Origin of the sequence: Arthrobacter sp. HY1533, from assembly GCF_027568515.1 — a bacterium.
Lineage (GTDB): Bacteria > Actinomycetota > Actinomycetes > Actinomycetales > Micrococcaceae > Specibacter.
Genome location: NZ_JANKZF010000001.1, coordinates 206,804 through 226,461 on the forward strand (window position 1 = coordinate 206,804; position 19,658 = coordinate 226,461).

16 protein-coding genes are annotated in these 19,658 nt (G+C 67.7%); 3 read left to right on the top strand and 13 right to left on the bottom strand.

The window, feature by feature from the left end; translation table 11 throughout:
* The first annotated feature begins 42 nt into the window (after positions 1 to 42).
* Positions 43 to 504: a DUF6194 family protein gene (locus PCK14_RS01020; protein WP_269936598.1), complete on the top strand. Its 462-nt coding sequence runs from the start codon at positions 43 to 45 to the stop codon at positions 502 to 504.
* Positions 505 to 1,017: 513 nt separating this feature from the next.
* On the opposite strand, the gene PCK14_RS01025 is transcribed toward PCK14_RS01020, so the two are convergent.
* A complete protein-coding gene (locus PCK14_RS01025; protein ID WP_269936599.1) occupies positions 1,018 to 1,707 on the bottom strand; it encodes an HAD family hydrolase in 690 nt (229 codons plus the stop codon).
* 152 nt (positions 1,708 to 1,859) lie between these two features.
* A complete protein-coding gene (locus tag PCK14_RS01030; RefSeq protein WP_269936600.1) occupies positions 1,860 to 2,696 on the bottom strand; it encodes an MBL fold metallo-hydrolase in 837 nt (278 codons plus the stop codon).
* A gap of 212 nt (positions 2,697 to 2,908) precedes the next feature.
* On the opposite strand from PCK14_RS01030, the gene PCK14_RS01035 reads away from it, so the two are divergent.
* Positions 2,909 to 4,843 carry a glycoside hydrolase family 5 protein gene (locus tag PCK14_RS01035; protein ID WP_269936601.1) on the top strand — a complete coding sequence of 645 codons (1,935 nt, stop codon included), beginning with the start codon at positions 2,909 to 2,911 and terminating at the stop codon, positions 4,841 to 4,843.
* 148 nt (positions 4,844 to 4,991) lie between these two features.
* Positions 4,992 to 5,282, top strand: a complete 291-nt coding sequence (locus tag PCK14_RS01040; RefSeq protein ID WP_269936602.1) for a DUF4287 domain-containing protein — start codon at positions 4,992 to 4,994, stop codon at positions 5,280 to 5,282.
* 18 nt (positions 5,283 to 5,300) lie between these two features.
* Here PCK14_RS01040 and PCK14_RS01045 read toward each other — a convergent pair whose 3' ends face one another.
* The 11 genes from PCK14_RS01045 to PCK14_RS01095 form a co-directional block, all read right to left on the bottom strand.
* Positions 5,301 to 5,519 (bottom strand): ferredoxin, encoded by a 219-nt coding sequence (locus PCK14_RS01045; RefSeq protein ID WP_269936603.1) that lies wholly within the window; start codon positions 5,517 to 5,519, stop codon positions 5,301 to 5,303.
* A complete protein-coding gene (locus PCK14_RS01050; protein ID WP_269936604.1) occupies positions 5,512 to 6,762 on the bottom strand; it encodes an NADH-ubiquinone oxidoreductase-F iron-sulfur binding region domain-containing protein in 1,251 nt (416 codons plus the stop codon). Before PCK14_RS01050 ends, PCK14_RS01045 begins: the two co-directional genes overlap by 8 nt.
* The gene (locus PCK14_RS01055) at positions 6,759 to 7,316 is read right to left on the bottom strand and encodes a ferric reductase-like transmembrane domain-containing protein (protein ID WP_269936605.1); all 558 of its coding nucleotides are present in this window, start codon (positions 7,314 to 7,316) and stop codon (positions 6,759 to 6,761) included. The genes PCK14_RS01050 and PCK14_RS01055 overlap by 4 nt, the downstream gene beginning before the upstream one ends.
* The gene (locus tag PCK14_RS01060; protein ID WP_269936606.1) at positions 7,309 to 8,250 is read right to left on the bottom strand and encodes an FAD:protein FMN transferase; all 942 of its coding nucleotides are present in this window, start codon (positions 8,248 to 8,250) and stop codon (positions 7,309 to 7,311) included. Before PCK14_RS01060 ends, PCK14_RS01055 begins: the two co-directional genes overlap by 8 nt.
* A 25-nt stretch (positions 8,251 to 8,275) precedes the next feature.
* On the bottom strand, positions 8,276 to 8,554 hold the full coding sequence (locus PCK14_RS01065; RefSeq protein ID WP_269936607.1) for a hypothetical protein: 279 nt from the start codon (positions 8,552 to 8,554) through the stop codon (positions 8,276 to 8,278).
* 83 nt (positions 8,555 to 8,637) lie between these two features.
* Entirely contained in the window at positions 8,638 to 9,822 is a 1,185-nt protein-coding gene (locus PCK14_RS01070) for a cation:proton antiporter (protein ID WP_269936608.1), read from the bottom strand.
* Between the two features lie 50 nt (positions 9,823 to 9,872).
* Positions 9,873 to 11,252 (bottom strand): DUF6519 domain-containing protein, encoded by a 1,380-nt coding sequence (locus tag PCK14_RS01075; protein WP_269936609.1) that lies wholly within the window; start codon positions 11,250 to 11,252, stop codon positions 9,873 to 9,875.
* Positions 11,253 to 11,261: 9 nt separating this feature from the next.
* Complete coding sequence (locus PCK14_RS01080) at positions 11,262 to 13,508, bottom strand: hypothetical protein (RefSeq protein ID WP_269936610.1); 2,247 nt, start codon at positions 13,506 to 13,508, stop codon at positions 11,262 to 11,264.
* Positions 13,505 to 16,642: a putative baseplate assembly protein gene (locus tag PCK14_RS01085; RefSeq protein ID WP_269936611.1), complete on the bottom strand. Its 3,138-nt coding sequence runs from the start codon at positions 16,640 to 16,642 to the stop codon at positions 13,505 to 13,507. The genes PCK14_RS01080 and PCK14_RS01085 overlap by 4 nt, the downstream gene beginning before the upstream one ends.
* Positions 16,639 to 19,299, bottom strand: a complete 2,661-nt coding sequence (locus PCK14_RS01090; protein WP_269936612.1) for a putative baseplate assembly protein — start codon at positions 19,297 to 19,299, stop codon at positions 16,639 to 16,641. Before PCK14_RS01090 ends, PCK14_RS01085 begins: the two co-directional genes overlap by 4 nt.
* Positions 19,296 to 19,658, bottom strand: coding sequence for a GPW/gp25 family protein (locus tag PCK14_RS01095; RefSeq protein WP_269936613.1), 363 nt, complete (start codon positions 19,656 to 19,658; stop codon positions 19,296 to 19,298). Before PCK14_RS01095 ends, PCK14_RS01090 begins: the two co-directional genes overlap by 4 nt.

A 19,658-nucleotide genomic window follows, 5' to 3' on the forward strand; every position in this document is an offset into this window, starting at 1 on the left:
TTGTCTTGACTCACTGGGGGGTCTGCGAGCAATATCGGGGTCATGGATGAGGAGGAGATTATCACATGGTTGAAGTCACTTCCCGGAGTGGTCGTGGAGACTGTTGCGGCTCAGAGCGATGCCCCGGAGATCGCGTGGGGTGACTCGTTCGCCTACGACGCCGCCTCGGCGGCGCTGCCGGCCGACCACCGATGGCCGTTCGCCACAGTGGTGACAAAGGACTATCCGGGCTTCGATGAGAGCTCGCAGCTAGACCGCCCCGGGGTCTTCCGCGTCAACGTCAATGTTGGCCGCGAACGGTTCACACAACTCATCGGCTACCCGCCGTCAGAGCACAAGCTGCGTTCGCCAGCCGCCGATCCTTCCACGCTGGACGTGGTCATTCCGCACCCGCAGTACGGCCAGCAGGGTTGGTTGGCCGTCGTGTCGCCAGGTGTCAATACCTCCGTGCTGCTGCGCGACCTTCTGCGCGAGGCGCACGAGCGGGCGGCCTCGCGACATTGACCTCTCCCGCGTGGCCGGACAGCAATTCCAGGGAAGGGTCATCTCGACGTCGACCCATAGGGGAACGCTCTGCCGCCTTGGTCATTGCCCTGGAGGGAAATTACGTGGCATATTTCCGCCATTTTTTTGAATATACAAAGTAAGCAATCCATGCCATCAAGACCACCAGGGGAAACAAGGCCACAGCAGTTCCATAAAAATCCGTATGCACAACGGTGACGGAAGGTACCACGTGGGTATAAGTGCATGACACTCCGGAAGGGAAGAAAAGCACATCCGCCGCCGGGATCGGATTTTCGTAGACAGGCGGCAGGTTTGAGGGGATGACCTCCCTGCAGAACTCGAAGAGCCTGTTCCGAAGAAACCCCGTGTAGGCATGAATGGCAATGTATTGCGATACCATGAAATACCAAATTGGTGATATGCACAGCAAGATTCCAGACACAGTGAAGAAACTTCTGAGGGAGGGCCCTTTCTTGGGGCCTGGACCTTCTGGGCGCGTTTCTGGGGACACTAGATGATCCAATCTGACAGTTCTGCATGCCTGGTGACGAAAGGCCTGCCCCGGCGGACAACGGCATCGATGGCCTCGGCTGCAGTGGCAGCAATGAGTGTAGGGGACGTCGATTCTCCTGGCCACGTGTTGCCGCGCGAAACCCAAGCAGTTTCCAGCCCAGCCGCGACGCCCCCGGCAATGTCTGCGGTGGGGTGGTCACCGACCATCCACCCGCCGGACAGGTCCTCGCCCAGGCGCTGCGCAGCAATCCGGAAAATCTCAGGATCTGGCTTCTTGACCTGTACGACTTCGGAGATCACCACCGCATCCACATGTGATTCAAGCCCAAGGCTTTGGATTTTGAGAGTCTGCTGCGTCACCGTCCCGTTGGTGACGATGGCTATTTTCCAGCCGAATTTCCTGGCATTCCTGAGCGCATTGATTGTGATCGGATCCATTGTCAGCAAACCCACATGGTCAAAAAGGAGCTTGTCCACGATTTCCGTGACTGCCATGTCCACCTTGAATCGTTCCTTGATCGCTCGTGCCAGGGATTCACGTGATTCGTAGCCGTCACGATCAGCCTCAATAAGCCAAGCGGCGTCCAATTCGGATCTCCCAAGCTGCCCAACGAAATTTGTGGCCCAGAGGCCAAAAGCGCAGGCCCTGTCGATCAACGTGTTGTCCAAATCAACAAGAAGCATCATGACTCCACCCTAGGTGTCCAGCTGCAAATTCGATTGATCGTCACGCAAGAATTCCCGGGCCGCATCCGGGACAATTATTTTGTCCATGAAGGCCACTATTCTGGTTTTGACAACCGGCGTCGGTTAAGAGCGATTCAAGAGTTTCCGTGTGTTTAGGGCCCGCCAGGCAACTGGAGCGCCAACTGTGAAAATCCCTGCTCAAACGCGGAACGAAGCATCCATTCCGGCCATGGGAGTTCAGAGGAACCGAGGGACTGCCCGAAGTCCAGCCCCGCCACCCACGCATTCCGGATGGCTGAGGCAACCAGGTTCAGCGAATCGGCCTGACGCTCAACAAACTCCCTGCCCACTGGCCGCCCGTGCCCGGGAATGACGACGTCGTCCGGCATCAGCTCAGCCAGCAATCGCTCAAGGGCTGCCGGCCATTCCAGCGGCCAGCTGCCCGAGCCAAACATTGGCGGCCCGGACTCCTCAACCACGTCACCGAGCAGCCAGACCCGTGCGTCCGGAACGAAGACCGCCAGGTCCGTGTCCGTGTGGCCGCGAGGGACGGGCAGGAGCCGTATTTCACGGCCGCCATGCGCAAGGGATCTGGCCTCGCGGACCAGCTCTGTTGGTTCGGTCAAGACCACCTTCCCCCAGTCCTTGTCCGGTTCCCTTGCCGGCTCGGACCGCCAGGCGGCCAGCCGGGGTGCCTCGTATTCGGCGTAGTGGGCGGGTATCCGGTGATGCCCAACAAGGGGAATGCCAAGCTCGGCAAACACGCAGTTGCCAAAGGTGTGGTCGTAGTGCGCATGCGTATTGATGGCGTCGACGATGGGAAGTCCGAACCCGTCCTTGATGTCGGCAATGATTTCCCGCGCCTGCGCTGAGGATCCTCCCGTGTCAACGACGGTGACACCCGACGGTCCGGGAATGGCAGCCACGTTCAAGTCATCCAGTTTGTAGCGCTTCACAAAAACGTTGCTGGCCACCTCGATCCACGTCATGGCCCTGACGATACTCCATGGGCGAAGAGCCTGCCCAGACCATGGCCCAACAGCGCCCTGGCACCCATCCGTGCTCCCCTGTCCATTCGGACAACAACAAAATGTTTACGTTGACATTCACTCCGGGCGGTTCCTAGCATTGGCTCGTCAGGTGCTCGTTACCGGTGAGTACACCGGGCTGGGCACAGCACTTTGAACAGAGAGGTTCAAATATGCAAGGTCACATCAATCGAGTCGCGGTTGGGCTCAGCACCATCGCCTTGGCGGCCGTTTCACTGGTCAGCCCGGCGAACGCGGCGCCCGCAGACGACCCGATTCAGGAGCTGACGGGGGCACAGCTCGCCGCCTCGTGGACGGCGCCGCTGAGCACCCGGGGCCGCTACATCGTCGATGCGAACGGCACAAGGTTCAAGCTGAAGTCCGCCAACTGGGACGGCGCACAGGGGCACTGGAACGGCACGGGCTCGGCGCAGGACCCGGCCAACAGCAACAGCGGAATGAGCTACGACATCCCCATGGGCCTGGACCGAGTGGCATTGCCGACGCTCATGGCCGATTTCCACAAGCTGGGCATCAACAGCATCCGGCTCCCGTTCTCCAACGAGATGCTCGGCAAGACCGCACCGGTGCCGGACGCGGCGGTCACTGCCAACCCGGCCCTGAAGGGCAAGACACCCCTGCAGGTGTTCGACGTTGTGGTCAAGGCCCTCACCGACGACGGATTCGCTGTCATCCTGAACAACCACACCACCACCTCACGCTGGTGCTGCGGCGCCGACGACGGCAACTCAAAGTGGTACAGCAGCCAAACCACTGACAAGTGGATCAGCGATTGGGTCATGCTGGCCGCACGCTACCAGGACAACCCCCGCGTGGTGGGCATGGACCTGCGCAACGAAGTCCGGCGCGACATCTGGGACGACCCCAACTGGGGGCTCGGCGACGGCAATGACCTGTACAAGGCATACCAGCTCGCAGGAATCGCCATCCAAAAGACCAATCCCAACGTGTTGGTGGTCATGGAGGGCATCAACTGGCAGGGCATCCCCACCGACGCCACGTTCCACGACCGGCCGCAGCTCAAGCCGGTGGCAAACATCTCCAACACCATTCTTTACCCCGACAAGGTGGTGTACGCCATGCACGTCTACGGCTTCACGGGGCCGCGGCACACAGGGGCCACAGGGCTGGGCGAGACCACCGATCCGCGCTACCGCGACCTGAGCGCGGCGGAACTGGCCGCAGAGATCCAGAAGGAAGCATTGTTTGTCTACAAGGCAGGCCAGCACTACACGGCGCCGGTCTGGGTCAGTGAATTCGGCACGACGGGCGCCGGGCAGACCGACGCCAAGGAAGTTGCCTGGTGGACGAACTTCACCGACATCCTGGCCGCCAACGACACCGACTTTGCGGCCTGGCCGCTGGTGACGCAGGCCAGCGACACGGGCGTATTCTCCGACAAGTTTGCCCTCCTGGCCTACAAGGCCGACGGCACCAAGCTGAGCATCGCCGACGACTGGCGCTACCCGGGATGGCGGAAGCTCGTGAACACCACGTCAACCACGGGCACAGTGGCGGCCCCGGCCCGCTGGAACATGCTGGGCAGCGACAGCACCAGCCCCGACACCAATGCATCCGCACTCATGCAGAACCGGCCCGACTGGGATGCCGGGCAGTGGAAGGGCGTTTGCCCCGACAGCCAGCGCCTCGCCGGGGTGGCCCGCGGCCAGAACCGGGCCTTGTGCACCGACAAGCTGCGGCCTGGCCTGACCACTGTCCGCAACGCCGTGGGCAATGAGGCCAACGTGGCCACGGACTGGGCCCCGGGCTACAGCAAGCTGCAGTGCGCGGCCGGCCAGATGGCTGTCGGCTTCAGCCTGACCACCGGCACAGTCAACAAGTACTCGACGTCGAAGCTGCTGTGCGCGCCCAGCTCAACGGCGCTCCCTGTGAGCCAGGGCCGGGTGGTGTGGTTCGATTCGGGCGACAACCGGCCCGCTGGCGGAGGTTCGACGGCGAGCGACTGGGCGCCCGGGAAATTCAAGGGCCAGTGCGCGGACAACGAGTACCTGGCCGGGGCGGCCTTCACCTGGAAGTGGAACCACGGGGGCGTGCCGGACGCGCTCCTATGCAAACCCCTGGCCTAGGGTGGCGGCCGGGGCCGGGCACAATTGCCGGCCCCGGGAATGCCGGCGCCGCCACGGAGAATCCTTCCGTGGCGGCGCCCGCATGGGTAGGGTTTTTCCTGGGGCCGCAGGGCGCGGCCCCGCATCGAGTCATCCAAGGAGCCAAGCAATGTCTTTTCAGGCCTACCTCGACACCATCGAAGACAAGACCGGCCTCACGCCGCGGGAACTTCTCAAACTGGCCAGCGAACGGGGGCTGGACAAGGAACCCGTCAAGGCCGGCGCCATCATCGAGTGGCTCAAGGATGACTACGGCCTGGGGCGCGGACACGCCATGGCCATTGTCCACATCGTCAAGAACGGCCCGACCATCAGCGACAAGCATGTGGGATCAGGCGGAACCCACCAGGACGAGTCAACCCAGCTGTGGATCGACGGCAAGAACAACCGCCCCAGCTGAGCCGGACCTGCAGCGCCGTCACGGTGCTGTCTTGAGGCTCAGCGCCAACCTCGGGCACAGGGCAACCGCATCCCGGGCAGCCTGGGAGTCGCCTGCCCCGATGCCCACGTTTGTCCGGTCGCCGTGGCGTGCCAACGGGTATCCCCAGTCATCACGGGCAAGCAGCTGGGGCAGCAGCTCCGTGCACAGCCCGCGCCCGTCGCAGCTGGTCCAGTCAATGTGGAGCGTGTCACCCATGGTGTCCTCCTGCGGATCGTGTGCAGCGGCCCGTGAGGTGGGCGGCGACGTCGTCGGAAAATGTCTCCAGCGCGCTGCCCACCAGCCGCGCCGTCCCGTCGGGGTGGTGGCAGGCGCCCCGGCCACCCACAAGGTGGCCCAGCCGCGCAAGCTCCCCCGGCAGCCCTGGGTCCTGTTCGCCGCACGCAATCGCATCGAGCACCCGCGACATGGCCGGCAGCCCGAACATGCAGGGGCCGCATTGCCTCGCCGACTGTGCGGCCAGGTACCTGACAATCCGTGCCGTGGCCTCCAGGCCGCACCCGGTGGCCGGCAAAACATGGATCACCCCTGCCCCGGGCCGAACAACGTGGCTCTCCGGCCCTGCCGGCGACAGCCTGTAGTCGAGCGGGCGGACCCACCGCCCGTGGTACCCGCCGACCAGGACCGCCTGGACTTCTGCAAGATCGACGCCGGCTGTGGACAGGATCCGGGCAAGGCTCGCATCGCCCTCCACCTCAAGAACCTGGTCGGCGCAGCTTCCCGAAAGTGAAACCAGCCTGGTTCCGGGGTCCCGATCAGAGCCCACCGAGCGGAACCTCGCCGCCCCGTGGCGGGCGATCAACGCAATGTGGGCCAGGGTCTCAACATTGAACACCAGCGTGGGGCGGCCCTTGACGCCGGATTCGCCCAGGCGCAGGCGGCGGTCCGTGGGCAGCGCAATGCCAGTGGAAATGCTGTTCACGACGGCGCTGGCCTGTCCGGCGATGAACGTCTCCGGCGCCGGGACCACCTTGATCCTGCGGGCATCACCGCGGGCGGCCACGGCGGCCCCCACCACCGGGAGGACGGCCGGCGTTGCGTAAATGTACATCAAGGGGGCCTGGAGGGCGCGCCCGGCAACGAGGAGGCCGTCGATCACCAAGTGGGGTGAGTGGGCCAACAAGGCCTTGTCCTTGAAGCTGAGAGGTTCACCCTCGGCACCGTTGGCAACCACTGCCGGACCGGCGGCCCGTCCGCCCCGGGCCTGACCTGTTGCCGCCATCTTCCGCCAGGAAGAAAAAGCTGCGCCGCCGCGTCCCGTCAGGCCTGATGCCTCCACGACTGAAATGAACGAATAGTCGACCCGATCGAGGGGCACTGGCCCGAAGGCCAACGCGTGGCTGGCCAGGTCTGCGTTGGGCCCCGCGGCAAAAAGGCGATGGGTGGCCAAACTTGCCACTTCCCGCTCCTCGCCCACCATGGCCGTTCCCCGGGGTGTCATGACAGCCCTCCCTGCCGGACCTTGGATGTTTCAAGGAAAGCTGCCGAAACCCGCCAGGCGGTGGCGGCAGCAAGCAGCAGGACCGCAATGGAGGCCCCGGCCAGAAACCATCCGTTGCCCCCGTTGGTCCCGTTGCCGATGGCGTGTCCGAGCGCGATCGGCCACATCGCATAGCTGAACCAATGGACGGCACGGAAAGCACGCTGGCCGATTCGATGCCTGAGCAGGCCTGTCACCACGAGGGCCAGCACCAGGTCCAAGGCAACCGTGCCCAGGCCCTGCCAGAACGGCTTGAAGGAACCCAAAAAGGGCACCACCACGTCCACAATGTTGAGCTGGGCGTAGGAGTCAAGCAGCAGCGTTCCCACGTGTAGCAGCAGAAATACGGTTGCCAGCAGCGAGAGGTTGCGGTGCAGCAGTGTCACGGAGAAGCGCGGGATGGCCAGCAGTGGCCTGCCGGAGCGGGTCAGGATGCCCAGCAGAACGGTCATGGTGAACAGTGCCAGTGCCACAAATCCGCTCATCCGGCCAACGGCCCACATGGCGTTATCCATGAGTCTGTGCCCCCGCCATGGACTTGTCCGGCACGCCGTGGCGGAATCCACCAAGGTTGTCCCGGGGCCAGCTGCCGGTGGCCACGACCCTGCCCTGCAGGTCGACCATGCGGGCGGCGACGCCCAAACTGTTGAACCACTCCCTGGCGGCGAAGCCCCTGACAATGCCGGCTGTGCTGAAGGCGTTGGCCTGCAGGCAGGATGTGGCGGCCACGGTGACGGAGCGCCATGCAGGTTCTGCGGGGAGCCCAAAGCGGGGGTCCAGAATGTGGTGGACGGTGCGCCCGCCATGCTGCCACCGCCGCTTCTGGGTGCTGGAGGTGGCCATGGCACGCCCCGGACGGAGCGTGACCTGCTGCCGGGGGTCGCCGGGCTGGTCCTGGACCAGGACCTGCCAGCCGCCGGCCGGCGCCATCCCGGCCGTGGCAATGTCGCCGCCCAGGGAAACCAGTACGCCGCAGCCCAGTCCTGCAGCAGCACGGCTTGCTGCCCGGTCGGCAGCAACAGCCTTGGCGGTTGCCCCAAGGTCCAGGCGAAGCGAGTCCGGAACAACCAGGTTCAGGCCCTCCAGCCGCACGTCCTGCCAGCTGCCGGACCGGGCCCGGGGCAGGGCTGCCACGCCGACGTCGGGAAGCAGCCGAAGCTGGGATATGTCACGGTCGTAGCCCAGGGCGTCCATGTCCCGGCCGAGGGTGGGATCCACCTCGCCATCGGTCCACCGTGCTGCGTCCAGGGCACTGCGCACCAGCAAGGCCAGGAGCGGGCTCACAGTGCTTCCCGAGGCCAGGGCCGCTTGGAGGAGCATCAGCTCGGAGTCCTTGCGGAATCGGCTGCATGCCAGGTCGACGGCGGCCACCTCGGCGCGGACCAGCCGTTCGGCAGCTGCCAAATGGGTGGAATCGGTGACGCTGACAGACGCTTCAAGCCCCCACACGGACCAGCACCTTGTGGTCTCCATGTCAGGACCCCGCGGACTTGCCGGCGGCCGATCCGCCGTTGCCGGGCAGGACGGAGTCTGCGCCACTGTAGCTGTTGCCTTGCCCTGTCCCTTGGTCCTGTGTGGTGTCCTGGATGCTGCCGGACACTGTGCCCGGAGTGCTGGCCTGGCTGTCGGTGGCCTGGCTGTCGGTGGCCTGGTCCATGGCGACGGCCCCGGCCCCCACAATGGCAAAACTTCCCACTGCGATGGTGGCAGTGATGCCTGCCGCCATTTTCTTTCCGCTGCTTCGAACTGTCATGGCCTGCTCCTGTGCGGGGGTCCGGTGTACTTCCTTCCCTCCATCATTGGGCCGATTTCTATGTGCTTCCTATGACTGCCATGTCAGCCGGCGATGAATCCCGTCCCGGCCCGTGCAGCGTGGCGGCCGGCGGCAGCCGTGGCCACGGCAACCGTGACCAGCGCACCCAGGATCAGGGCTGATGCCTCCCCTGGTTGCAGCAGTCCCTGCTGGATGCCAATCGTGGCCGCCGCCACGGGCACTCCCAGCTGCGATGCCGCCAGCAGTCCCAGCGGGAGTTCCTGCCCCAGCACCCGCATGCTCGCATGGACGCCAAGTGCGCCCAGACCCAGGGTCAGCCCCAGCAGGATCATTTCCGGATGAACCGCAAGTTCCTGCAGTTGCAGCGAGGCCCCGAGCCAGACAAAAAACAACGGCCCCAAAAAGCCCTCGGTGATGGCGAAAAGCTGCCTGGCCAGCCTCCTGGGCTCCCCCACGGCAACAACTGCCAGGCCAAAGGAGAACCCGGCGAGCATGATGGACACGTGGCTCCACACGGCCAGACCGGCCAGGGCAAACAGGATGGCCAGCTGCAGCCGCAGCTCCAGGGCGAACTTCCGTTGTTCCGAGAAGCTGTGCAGGCGCTGCTGCACCCCGGCACGTTCGCCCGCCCGCAGGATGAAATAAATTGCCCCCGCGCCGGCAAGCACCGCGAGCGACCCGAACGCCGCGCGGGGTGCGGACTGCGGGGCCAAGACCAGTGGCAGGGCAACAATGGCCAGGGTGTCGGCCAGGGCCACCTGCGCCAGCGTCGCCGCCACGCCCTGGCCGCGCAGCCCCAGGGAGGAAACTATGGGCAACACCAAGGCCGCCGACGACGACGCCATCAAGACTGCGTAGAGCGCTGCGTGGCCCGTGCCAAAAAGGGCGGCAACGCCAATGCCGGCGGCGGCGGCAAGCACCACCACGGTCGCCTGGCGAACACCGGCCCGCACCAGGGAAGACCGCAGGGCGGCATCGCGCAAGGGCACATGGGTTCCCGCCACAAGCATGACCAGGGCAAATCCCACGTCGGCCAGGAAATTGAACGTCGGCTCGGCCGGATCGACCAGCTGCAACCCCGAACGTCCAATGACCATCCCCGCCGCGAGTTCGCCCACCACCACGGGCACCCGCCACCGGCGCGGCGCCGCCAGAAGCGGACCCAGGAGCGCCGCAACACCAATGGCGGCCAGCAGGAAGAACGTCACCGCCCCGAACCCCGCAAACTTCTCTGACCCATGGGCCAATTCTGTATCCGGGCGGGCCGCTTGCCAATGCCCGCCCGGCCCCACCCCTGCTAGATGGCCAGGGGACCGAAGAACTTCCTCGAATCCGCAAACACCGGCTGCGGCCCGCCGGCCGGACCCGGTACGACGCCGGCCAGGCCCGCGTAGGCGTGCCACTCGCCCTTGGGCGGCAGCGGCTGCGGGTTCAGGCTCGCCTCCGAACCCGCCCGGGGCCATTCCACATCCCCCGTTGCCGTCCGTGCCGGAATGAGCCAGTGGTCGCCCGTGCGGTACTGGGCCGCATTGCCGTTCGCCGCGCCCGGGAAGGCCACCTGAACCCCGTCCTCCAGGTCCAGCCAGGTGGCGGGCACGGCGGCGGATTCAACCACCGCAACGGCCCCGCCCGATGCCGGGTCGCCGTCGTGGTCCCAGCGGCGCAGGTGCGGGTGGAGCCGGGGATCCTGCCCCACACGCGGATCTGCCACGCCCTCCAGCACGGCGCTGAAAGTGTCCCGGTCCACCGAGTGCACGCGCAGCAGCGGCCCGGCATCGTGCCGCAAGGTGGAATGGTCATCGACAAGTTCCACCCAGCCGCCCACCACAAGGCCCAAGTCCGTATCGCGTCCCAGCGAGGACAGCACGACGGTGGTTGTCTTGGCCACCGCATCCGGAACCGGCAGCTCCACCAGCGGGAAAAGCACCGAGCCGTTGTCCCTTGACCATTTGAAGGTTGCGCCGGCGCCCGCGCTCCCGGGCGTGTGGACCTCCACCCGGTACAGCTGGTTTTCCAGGCCGCGGTACCGTGCCGCGGGGTCCACCGTGCAGGGGTCGTTGCTGCCGGCCGGCGGCTCGGCCCGGGCGGCCAGCTGCGGGACATTGCGGCCCAGCCGCTCCTCCAGGGTGGCCGGTGCCCCGTTGCCGCCGTCAGGCTGGGGCAGGAGCACACGCACCTGCCAGGTGAGCTGCGCGCGTGTGGAGGTGTCCGGTCCGCCGAGGGCCACCTCGGCAATGCGCGGATCCTCCACGGCGCTGATGTGCCGTTCCCACACGTCCAGGTAGATGGTGAAGGCGTCCAGGGCGGCCAGTTCCTCCATGGTGGTTGCCGCATCAAAGGGGTAGCCCGGCTGTTCGCTGTACAGCAGCGCCCCGGGGTTTTCGCACAGCAGCCCGTCAACGTAGTAGCGGCCGGCACCGACCACGAAGTCCCCGGGCAGCAGCTGCTTGCCCAGCGCCTTGGCGCCGGCGGCGTCGGCAATGACGGCAAACCCGGCATTGTCCAGGGGCCCTCCCTCGGGTCCGATCAAGTCACGGGCCAGCAGCCGCCGGTAGTGTGCGGCAATGGCGGCCTGTTCGTTGAAGTCGGCGTCCACGTGGACCCGCCCCTGTTGCATCAGCACGCGGGTGTAGTGGTTGTCCGGATCAAATGTGTCCCGGCTGAAATCGCCTTTCATGGTGTGCCCCTAACTCGTGAAGATGATGCCGGTGGAGAAGCCTGCAACGGTGTATTCCTCCAGCCGCGCGCGCAGGTTCGCGGCACGCTGGGGTTCGAAGAGGTCGTGGAAGACACCCATTTCCGATTCGTCGGAGGCGCCGCGCACAATTTCGGCAGCGGTCCCGGCCGCCAGGCGCCCATAATTGGGGTTGCCGTAGCGCCTGCTCGACAGGGCCGGACGGACCCGCATGGCCTCCCGCTCCGCGGCCGCCGCGGCGTCGGCCGGGTTGCCGGGATGGGCGGCCCTGGCCGCATCCTGCACCAGGTCAGGCTGGCAGTTGAAGCGCCGCGGCGTCCGCGAGGCCAGCGGCAGGTAGCAGAAGCGCACGCAGCCAAGTTGCCGGCGCGCCACCGCCAGCTCCCCGAGGAAAATGCTGTCCTCCCCCAACGTGAGCTCGTGGACGCACACCTGGCCGATGACTGTGCAGCGCTGCACGCACAGCGAGCTGAACGCTGTTCCGCCCACCTCGTCGCACAGCACCTGCTTGCAGGGGTCCGTGGCGTCCCAGAGGCAGTCCGTCAGTGCCAGCATGGGTGCCTGCCCGTTGTCCGGGTCCCGGCGGACCTGCACGGGGCCCAGGATGCTGCGGCTGATGCGCACGGCGGCGCGGCTCCCGTCCAGCAGGATGCTGGGCTCGTCGGGACGCTGCGGTTCGCAGTCGCAGTCCAGGTTCCAGCCCGGCACCAGGGTGCAGTGGCGAATGGTGACGTCGCACAGCTCGCCCCCGCCCGTGGGGTCGTCACCGTCTCCGGCACCGCGGCGGGCACCGGGGCCGTTGACCACGAGCCCGCGTCCCACCACCAGGAGCCCGTCCAGCACGAACCGGCTGCCGTTGCCGCCCGTGACGCTGAGCGGGTCGGGCTGGTCAACGCGGTAGTCCAGCAGGCGCAGCACGGGCCTGGCACCGTCTGCCGCGCGCAGCTGCAGGTACTCGCCCTGGGCGAGCGTGAATTCAAAGCGCTCCTCGTAGGCCCGGCTGTCCATGACCTCGATGACCCCGGCCATGGGCCACCCTGGGGTGCGGCGGTCCTTGCGCCACCGCCCGTACGCTCCCATGATGGAGCCGAACTCGCCCTTGCGCGGCGACTCCTTGCGCACCCGGTACACGGCCGAGCCCGCCGGCTGGGACGTCTGGCGCGGATACTCCCCGCCGCCCAGGTCCATGCTGAAGCCGTAGTGGTAGCCAACGGTGACGCCGCGGGGCAGCTGCCCGGCGGGAAACACCAGCCTGCCCCGTTCAGGGTCGATGAGGACCTTGTTCCTTGGCGCCTTGTAGGCGTGCCAGTCGGACAGGTTCGCCGGGATGACGTCGGCTGCGACGAGGTCGTGCCTGGCCCCGCCGCGCCAGCCCCAGGCGGTCACGGCCAGGCTCTTTCCCTCGCCCAGGTACGACGCCGATGCCCGGGCCTTGGGCGGGTGCCGGCCCACAAGCGCCGTGAAGGCTGCCCGGCTGACGGGCTGCGGCAGGTGCAGGGCCGGGTCTCCTGCACCGGACGGGTCAGGGGGCTGGGTGAACAGGGGCGTGTCGTGGCCCAGCACGCTGAAGGTGAAGCACTGGCTGCCCTCCTTTTCGACACAGCAGGCGGGGGCGTCCGTGATGGAGTGGGACACCAGGGGTGCGGCGAACAGGCTGATGTCGGGAATGTTGAAGCGCCCCGTGGTGCGGTGCGAATCGGGCCTGCGGACGTCCACGCAATGGGCGGTCGTGTCACCGGGTCCTCCGAGAAGGGACAGTGCCGGTCCGTTGCGCAGGTCCGCGGTTCCGCCGCGGTCCAGGTGTGGGTGGTTCAGGTGCTGGTTCCAGCCCAGGAGCCTGAATCCCTCAACAGCAACTGCTTCCCATCCCGCCGACTCCAGCGACAGCTGCTCCAGCAGCGCAAGGGTGCCTTTCCGGCGTCGGAAGTTGATGGTGTGGGCCGCCTCCCGCCGCGGCATCAGGACCTTGTTGCGGGCGGCGCTGCCGGGCCCGCTGCCCGGGCGTCCGGCGTCGTGCACGGGCTGGTAGCCAACCAGCTCGGCAATGTAGGGCACGGCCCAGTCCTGGGCCGTTTCAATGAACCAGTTCCCGTACAGGGCATCGATATTTGCCTCAACCAGGGCGCCTTGCTCGTCCATGACGGCCAGCAGTTCCCGCAACGGGTAGCCCTGTTCGGCGTCGCGCGTGCGGTATGTCGCGGGCAGGAGGTTGTACAAGTAGTCTGCCGGCCGGCTCATGGCTGCACCTCGTTCAGGATCAGGCTGTCCGGGACAGCGGCTTGCAGGTAGGCGAGTTGGGCCGGCAGTGCCTGGCCGCCGTCGACCCGGCCGGGCAGGACCGCGATGCGGCGCGGCAGTGCGCCACCCCGGCTTGCCGGGATGCCGGGCGTGACGTTGCCGCCCGGCTGGCCTCCGGTGAGTCGGGCCAGGCCTGAGGTGAGGTCCTCGCGCCGGAGGGTGGCCAGCACGTCCAGGTCCACATACTCCACCCCGGGCACTGCCGCCATGGTGGCGATGACGGCGCTGCTGGCCAGGTCCTCCCCCAGTTCCATGGCCGCAAATCCGAAGGATTCCAGCAGGGCCGCGCGCACGGCCGGCTCCACGAGCGTCCAGTCGTAGTCGGCCTGGACTTTGACGCTGGCGCTGAGCACCAGGGCCAGTGCCTCGCGCTGGACCAGTTGGATGCGCAATTGCGTCTCGCCAAAAAGTGTCAGGGCGCTGCGGAGGTTGCGGAAGAGGTCCGAGCTGGGTTCGATGGGGACGTCGTCCAGGCCGGCGATGGTCACCTGGAGCAGGGCCGATCCGCCCGCGTGCAGCAAAACGGAACTGGCCTTTCCGATGCCGGCAAACGTGGCGGCAAAGTCAGCGTAGTCGGACACCGACACCAGCCTGTCCAGTGCCGTGACGGAGCGTGGCGCGTTGGCCCGGGTCAGATCCGTGGGCTCAGTGTCGGCGCCGCCGGAGGTGCGCAGCGGGTTGGTTACTTCCTTCACGCCCAGGGGGCGGGTTGCCAGCTGGCTGATTTGGCCGGGGCGGACATTGCCGGGGGCACCGATGCCGCTGCGGTAGGCGGCGTGGACGTTGTCACCACCGCTGGGCAGGCGCTGCCCGTGGGGCGGGGAGCCGAAGGTGATGGTGGCGGCCCCGGTGTCCGATTGTGCGGTGAAGAAGCCGCGCTGCCCGTCCGCCAGGTAGGCCAGGCCCGGAACTTCCGGCCATTGCACGCCATTGACCCGGACCACCAGGGTGCTGGCGGCCCCTGCCGGGGTGGGTGCGGCCAGGTAGGTCAGCGGGGCGGCCTTGAGCGAAAACTGTTGCAGGGCTGCCGCTGCGCTGCCGGCACCCAGCACCTCCTGCCGGGTTTCCCCGTGAGTCGCGTGGGCCACGTTGCCAAAGACGCCCACGGTTTCGCGCCGGTAGCTGTAGGCCAGCGGCTGGGCGAAGGTGAGGAAGGTGTGGCGGTCCTCGCCGGCCAGGATGGTGCCGTCATCGCTCCTGCCGGTATGGGCGACGGCGGCAAGCATGAGCAGCTCGGCCCCCTGCACGCCGTCGGTGCCAAGGTCCGCCCGCTCGCCGGTGACAATGACCCAGCGCCCGGCGGTCAGTCCGTCGTAGAGCCCGTCGAGTTCCAGTTCAGCACCCTGGACGTTGTCGGTGATGGGTTCCTGGGCCAGTTCCAGGGCTTCCTCCTGGACGTAGGCTGCGGAGGCGCGGAGGTTGCCCATGGTGTCGGGGCCGTCGGGGAAGATGCGGCCTGTGGGCTTCCACCATTCATCGGCCAGCACCAAGGTGGTGGCCGGGCCGGAGAGCCCGTAGGCCTTGCGCGAACCGGTGCGCACCAGCTTGGCGGTCGTCAGCAGGGCGCCGACGTCGGAAGTTTTGGCCGGGTCTTCGGGATCCAGCGGGAAACCGTGCTCCATGACCACGTGCTGGCCCGGCTGCAGGTCCTCAACCGCGCCGTCAAGGTAGGCCACGAACGGGGATTCATCGCCCGCCAACGCCAGCTCCTTGCCGTCCTCCGGCGGGTGGTACTCGCCCCCCTTGAAGAAGCCCTGCACAAGGGCATTGTGTCCGAACAGCGGGCTGCGCCGCCGCAAGGCAGACACGCTCAGGGTGGTGGAGTTGCTGATGCGGGTCGCGGCCAGGGCGGCATAGAGTGTGGGGGCCAGCTGGGTGAAGATGCCGGCCAGCAGCTGCGGGTATACGTTGCCGGCGCCGGTGAACGTGGCGGCAAAGGAACGCTCCATCTTCTGCGGCGTGGCCGGCGGCACCGAGGCCGGCAGCAACAGGCCGTCCACGAGTGCATCGATGGGGCTCTGCTCGCCTTTGCGCGCCAGCCGCGCCGTTCCCGGCAGCACGCCCGCAAAACCGCTTGTCCCAGGGCTGCCGGCAACGACGGCCAGCGCCGCCCGTGCCCGTTCCAGCGAGGGCACCAGGCGTGTCCAGTCCTTCTCGCGGGCCACGACCAGTTCGGCGCCCAGCACAGCCAGCGCCTCGGCTCCCGCGGTGCGGGCAAAGCTGGACGAGGGAACGGCACCCAATTCTCCCGACAGCTTGTCAAGAACCGCCACAACACGCTGTGCGGTCGCCGTCCCGGCGACGTCCGCCATGGCAGCCCTGGCGGCGGCAATCGCCTCCTTGTGCACCGCCAGCGCCAGGTCCCCGCCCGTCCAGTCCATGAGCTCCACGCGGGTCAGCCCGGCGTCGGAATCCACGGTGGCGGACCTGACGCGCACGGCCTGCACGGTTCCGGTGCCCAGGTCCAGCACCAGGGCGTCGTTGGCCTTGAGCCCCGTGGCGGTGCCGGCCAGGCACAGCCCGCGGGCCAGCACGGCGGCGGCGTCCTGGGCCCGGGACATCCGGGGGCGCAGCTGGTTCCAGGCAGCCCGGGCCGGCAAGTCGGCACTGCTTTCAAAGGCCTGCATGCTCTCCCCGGGTCCCGGGACACTGTTGGCGCGTGAGCCTGCCGGGATGAGCACCTCGGGGGTGTTGGGGTCCACGGTGTAGGCGAGGTAGGCGGTGGCGGCGACCCCGGGGCGCGGCCGCCAGCCAACCAGGGCCGCCAGCTCCCGAACCGACCGTTCCCAGATGGCGGTGCGAAGGTAGCCTTCGTTGCACAGGCGCTCCTGGTAGAAGGTGAGCACGTCAGCGGCCGTTGCCCAGGCATCGAGCATGGCCATGGAGGGGTCGGACGGCTCGCGCGTGCGCAGCCCCGACAGTGCCGGGCGGCCGGCGCTGGAGAGCCCTTGGACCATGGCAGCCAGGAAGGCGGGCCGGGTGCCAACACGGTACGCCAGGGCAGGCAGCCCCGGGGCATTGGCGGTGGGCAGCGGTGCCGGAGTTGCCTGGGCGTTGGCTCCTTGTGCGTTCACAGCCCGCCTCCCAATGTCAGGGTGAGTTTCCCGTGGTCCGGGAAGTTCGGTGAATTGTCCAGCCGCACGATCTCCAGCGGTCCCACGGCGAGGACTCCGCGCTCCAGCTCCCGGCCGGCCGGCATGCCCTGCCGCCGCAGCATGGACACCACGGCGCTTTCAACGCCGGGCACGGCCGCGGCTGCCGCCACGAGGGCGGAGACGTACACGCCGGTGCCGAAGGTGAGCCGGTCCGGGTTGAAGATGCCGTCCGGACCGCTCCCCAGCAGTTGCAGCAGGGCTGCCCGCACCTCACCGCGCACATAGTGCGGCAGGACGCAGATTTCCAGCGCCACCTCGATTGGCACGTAGGCGGCGGCGGTGACGGCGAGGTCGTGGCCCATGCGCCGGTAGGGGGCCAGCACAGCGGCGGCGGCATCCAGCAGGGCCTGCGCAGGCTGTTCGGTCCCCCACGGGTCCACGCCCACCCGGGCCTCGTACCAGCTGCCGGTCCAGGCCAACTGCGCGGCGGCCCGCTGCAGTTCGGGGGCCTGCCCGGCGAGTTCGGCGTAGTCGTCCGCCGTGACGGCGCGCAGCCGGGTGCGCCGGAAGGCATCGGGCGCCAGCAGCCGGGCCTCGGCGACGGCTTCGGGGTCCACGCCGCCGGAGGCCGGCAGCGGGTTGCGGGGCTTGATGGCGGCCCCGCTCCAGGACCCATGGCGCAGCACCATGAAGGTGATGCTGTCCCGGCCCACATTGCCGGCCGCGCCGTTGCCCACACGGTACTGGACAGTGCCGATGAGCCCGGCTGCGGGCTGTTCCCCCAGCTCGCCGTCGCCGAAGCGCAGGCGGGCCTGGCCGACGTCGTCCATCTCCACCACAAAGGCGCGGTCGCGGGGCGAACTCTCCAGCAGGGTCTGCCGCGGCACCCATTCCGAGGTGCTGCCGTCTGCCGGATCAAGGAAGGAAAGTTCGACGGCGGGGCCAGCCTTTCGCGGATCCCTCACCGGACCGGCGCACGCCGCAGCGAGGATGACGGGGTCGCTGTGGGTCAGGGGATGCTGCGCCAGGACGGGTGCAATGCGGGCCGGCACAGTGGTTTCCTCCACGGCGCCGCCGTCGCAGCAGCATTCGCCGGAGACGGTGTCCACGGCGACGGGGTCCCAGGGCGGGTCCGCCACGGTGCGGCCGTGGTCCACCAGGATGGTGTTGCCGCGCGCCACGCTGATGCCCTCCACCAGGGCGCAATCCGGGGCGGCCGTGCGGGTGGAAAGGCAAAGGTCGAAAGTGAGCGCATCCGCGGGGTGCCAGGTGACATGGACCAACCAGCCGCCGTCCTCGGGGTCTTCCACCTTGGTGAGCCTGACCGCCTGGCGATGCCCGGGGCGGGCGTCGGCGGGGTTGCCGGTGGCCGGGCCCTTGACCTCCTCCAGGATCAGGACGCTGCCTGCGACCAGCTCCAGCGGCCGTGCGGGCACGGCTCCGTTCCAGGACGCCGGAACCGGTTGGCGCGGGTGGGCGCGGTGCCAGCGGAAGCGGTCAAGCAGCGTGGCCTCCGTGGCGCCCCGGGGGATCCGGCATTCGGCTTCCCCGCCGCTGTCGATGCTGATCTCGCTGTGGGCCGCATGGAAAACCAGGCCGGGGGCAGTGGCGTTGGCGGGCTCGAAGACCTCCATTCCAGCGGCAGGGAGCTGGCCCAGCTGCACGTCCGTCAGCACCGTGCCGGGCGCCGCGGTGAGGGCCGGAAAGGCCGTGGTGAAGTAAATGTCGCGGGCATCCACGGGTTCGGTGTCCGTGTCCGTCCAGACCGTCAGCCACGCCCGGGCGTTGAGGCCTTCGTGGAGGAAGTAGTCCACGAGCCGCACATGCCGGCGCACCGAGACCCGCTGCCGGGCCGTGCCCAGGTAGGCCTCGGTGGCCACGGCGTCCTGGTAGTAGCTCAGCTCGTCCGCGGCGTAGGCCAGCACCTCCACCAGGGCGATGCCGACGTCGGCCGCGTGCCGTTCCTGCCAGCCGGGCCTGGTGGCGGAGAGCCGGTCCAGCATCAAGGCGCGGAAGCTCTCGTAGTCCTTGGCCAGGTAGTCGATGGACGGATCGGGCTGCGGCGGTGCAGGTGCGGGGCAGTCCTGCACGCAGTCGACGCCGGTGGGGCAGCCCGCCTTGAAGCTGAAGGTTGCCGAGGAGAAGTCCGGGTTGAAGCCGGGCAGCGGGCCCCAGCCCGCGGCGCCGGCACTGCCCAGGCTGAGCGTGTACGTGGAGAAGTCTCCGGGGCGGTCCACCCGGACGGCAAGGGCGGAGCCGGCGGAGGGGCCGTCGTCGTCCTCGTCTTCATCGTCGTCAAAGGGGTCCGCGCCGGCACGCTGCACGGAGAGTCCGGCCACGGCGATGTTGGTGACAGCCTCCCCTCCGGTGATGCGGATATTGGCGGGCACCAAGCCGCCCGGCTGCCCGCCGCCGGAAAGTTGCGGCATCTCCCCCATGAAATACACCAGGACGCTCAGCTGGTCATCGGAGACCTCCACGTAGTCGATCGCGTTGAGCGTGGCACGCTTGGCATAGGCCGCCGCGCGGGCCAGATCTCCCCCGCACGGTGCGCACCCGCCGCAGCCCGAACACCCCGTGAACCCCGCGCACCCCGCGCACCCGCCGCAGCCGGCCACGTTCTGGATCGCTGTCATGGCGCGCCCCCTCCGGTAAAGGTTTCGCTGCGGGTGTCGCTGCTGCCGGCCAGCCGGTAGCTGATGTCAACGCTGATGGTGGAGTCGCTGCTTTCCACCGTGAGTGCCTGGATTTCCACCACATCGCCGAGCCAGCGCTGCAGGCCCGCCTGGACTGTGAACTGCAATGCGGCGGCCAATTCCGGGCTGTTGGGGCCGAAAATGAGCTGTTGGATGCCGCTGCCGAAGTCGGGGCGGTTGACCCGCTCCCCGGGGTTGGTGAACAGGAATTGCTCCATCATGTCCCGCACGTGCCCTTCGCGGTCGGTGGTGGCGGTGCGGCCCAAGGGGTCAAAGTGCCAGGGGTGGTCAATGTTCAT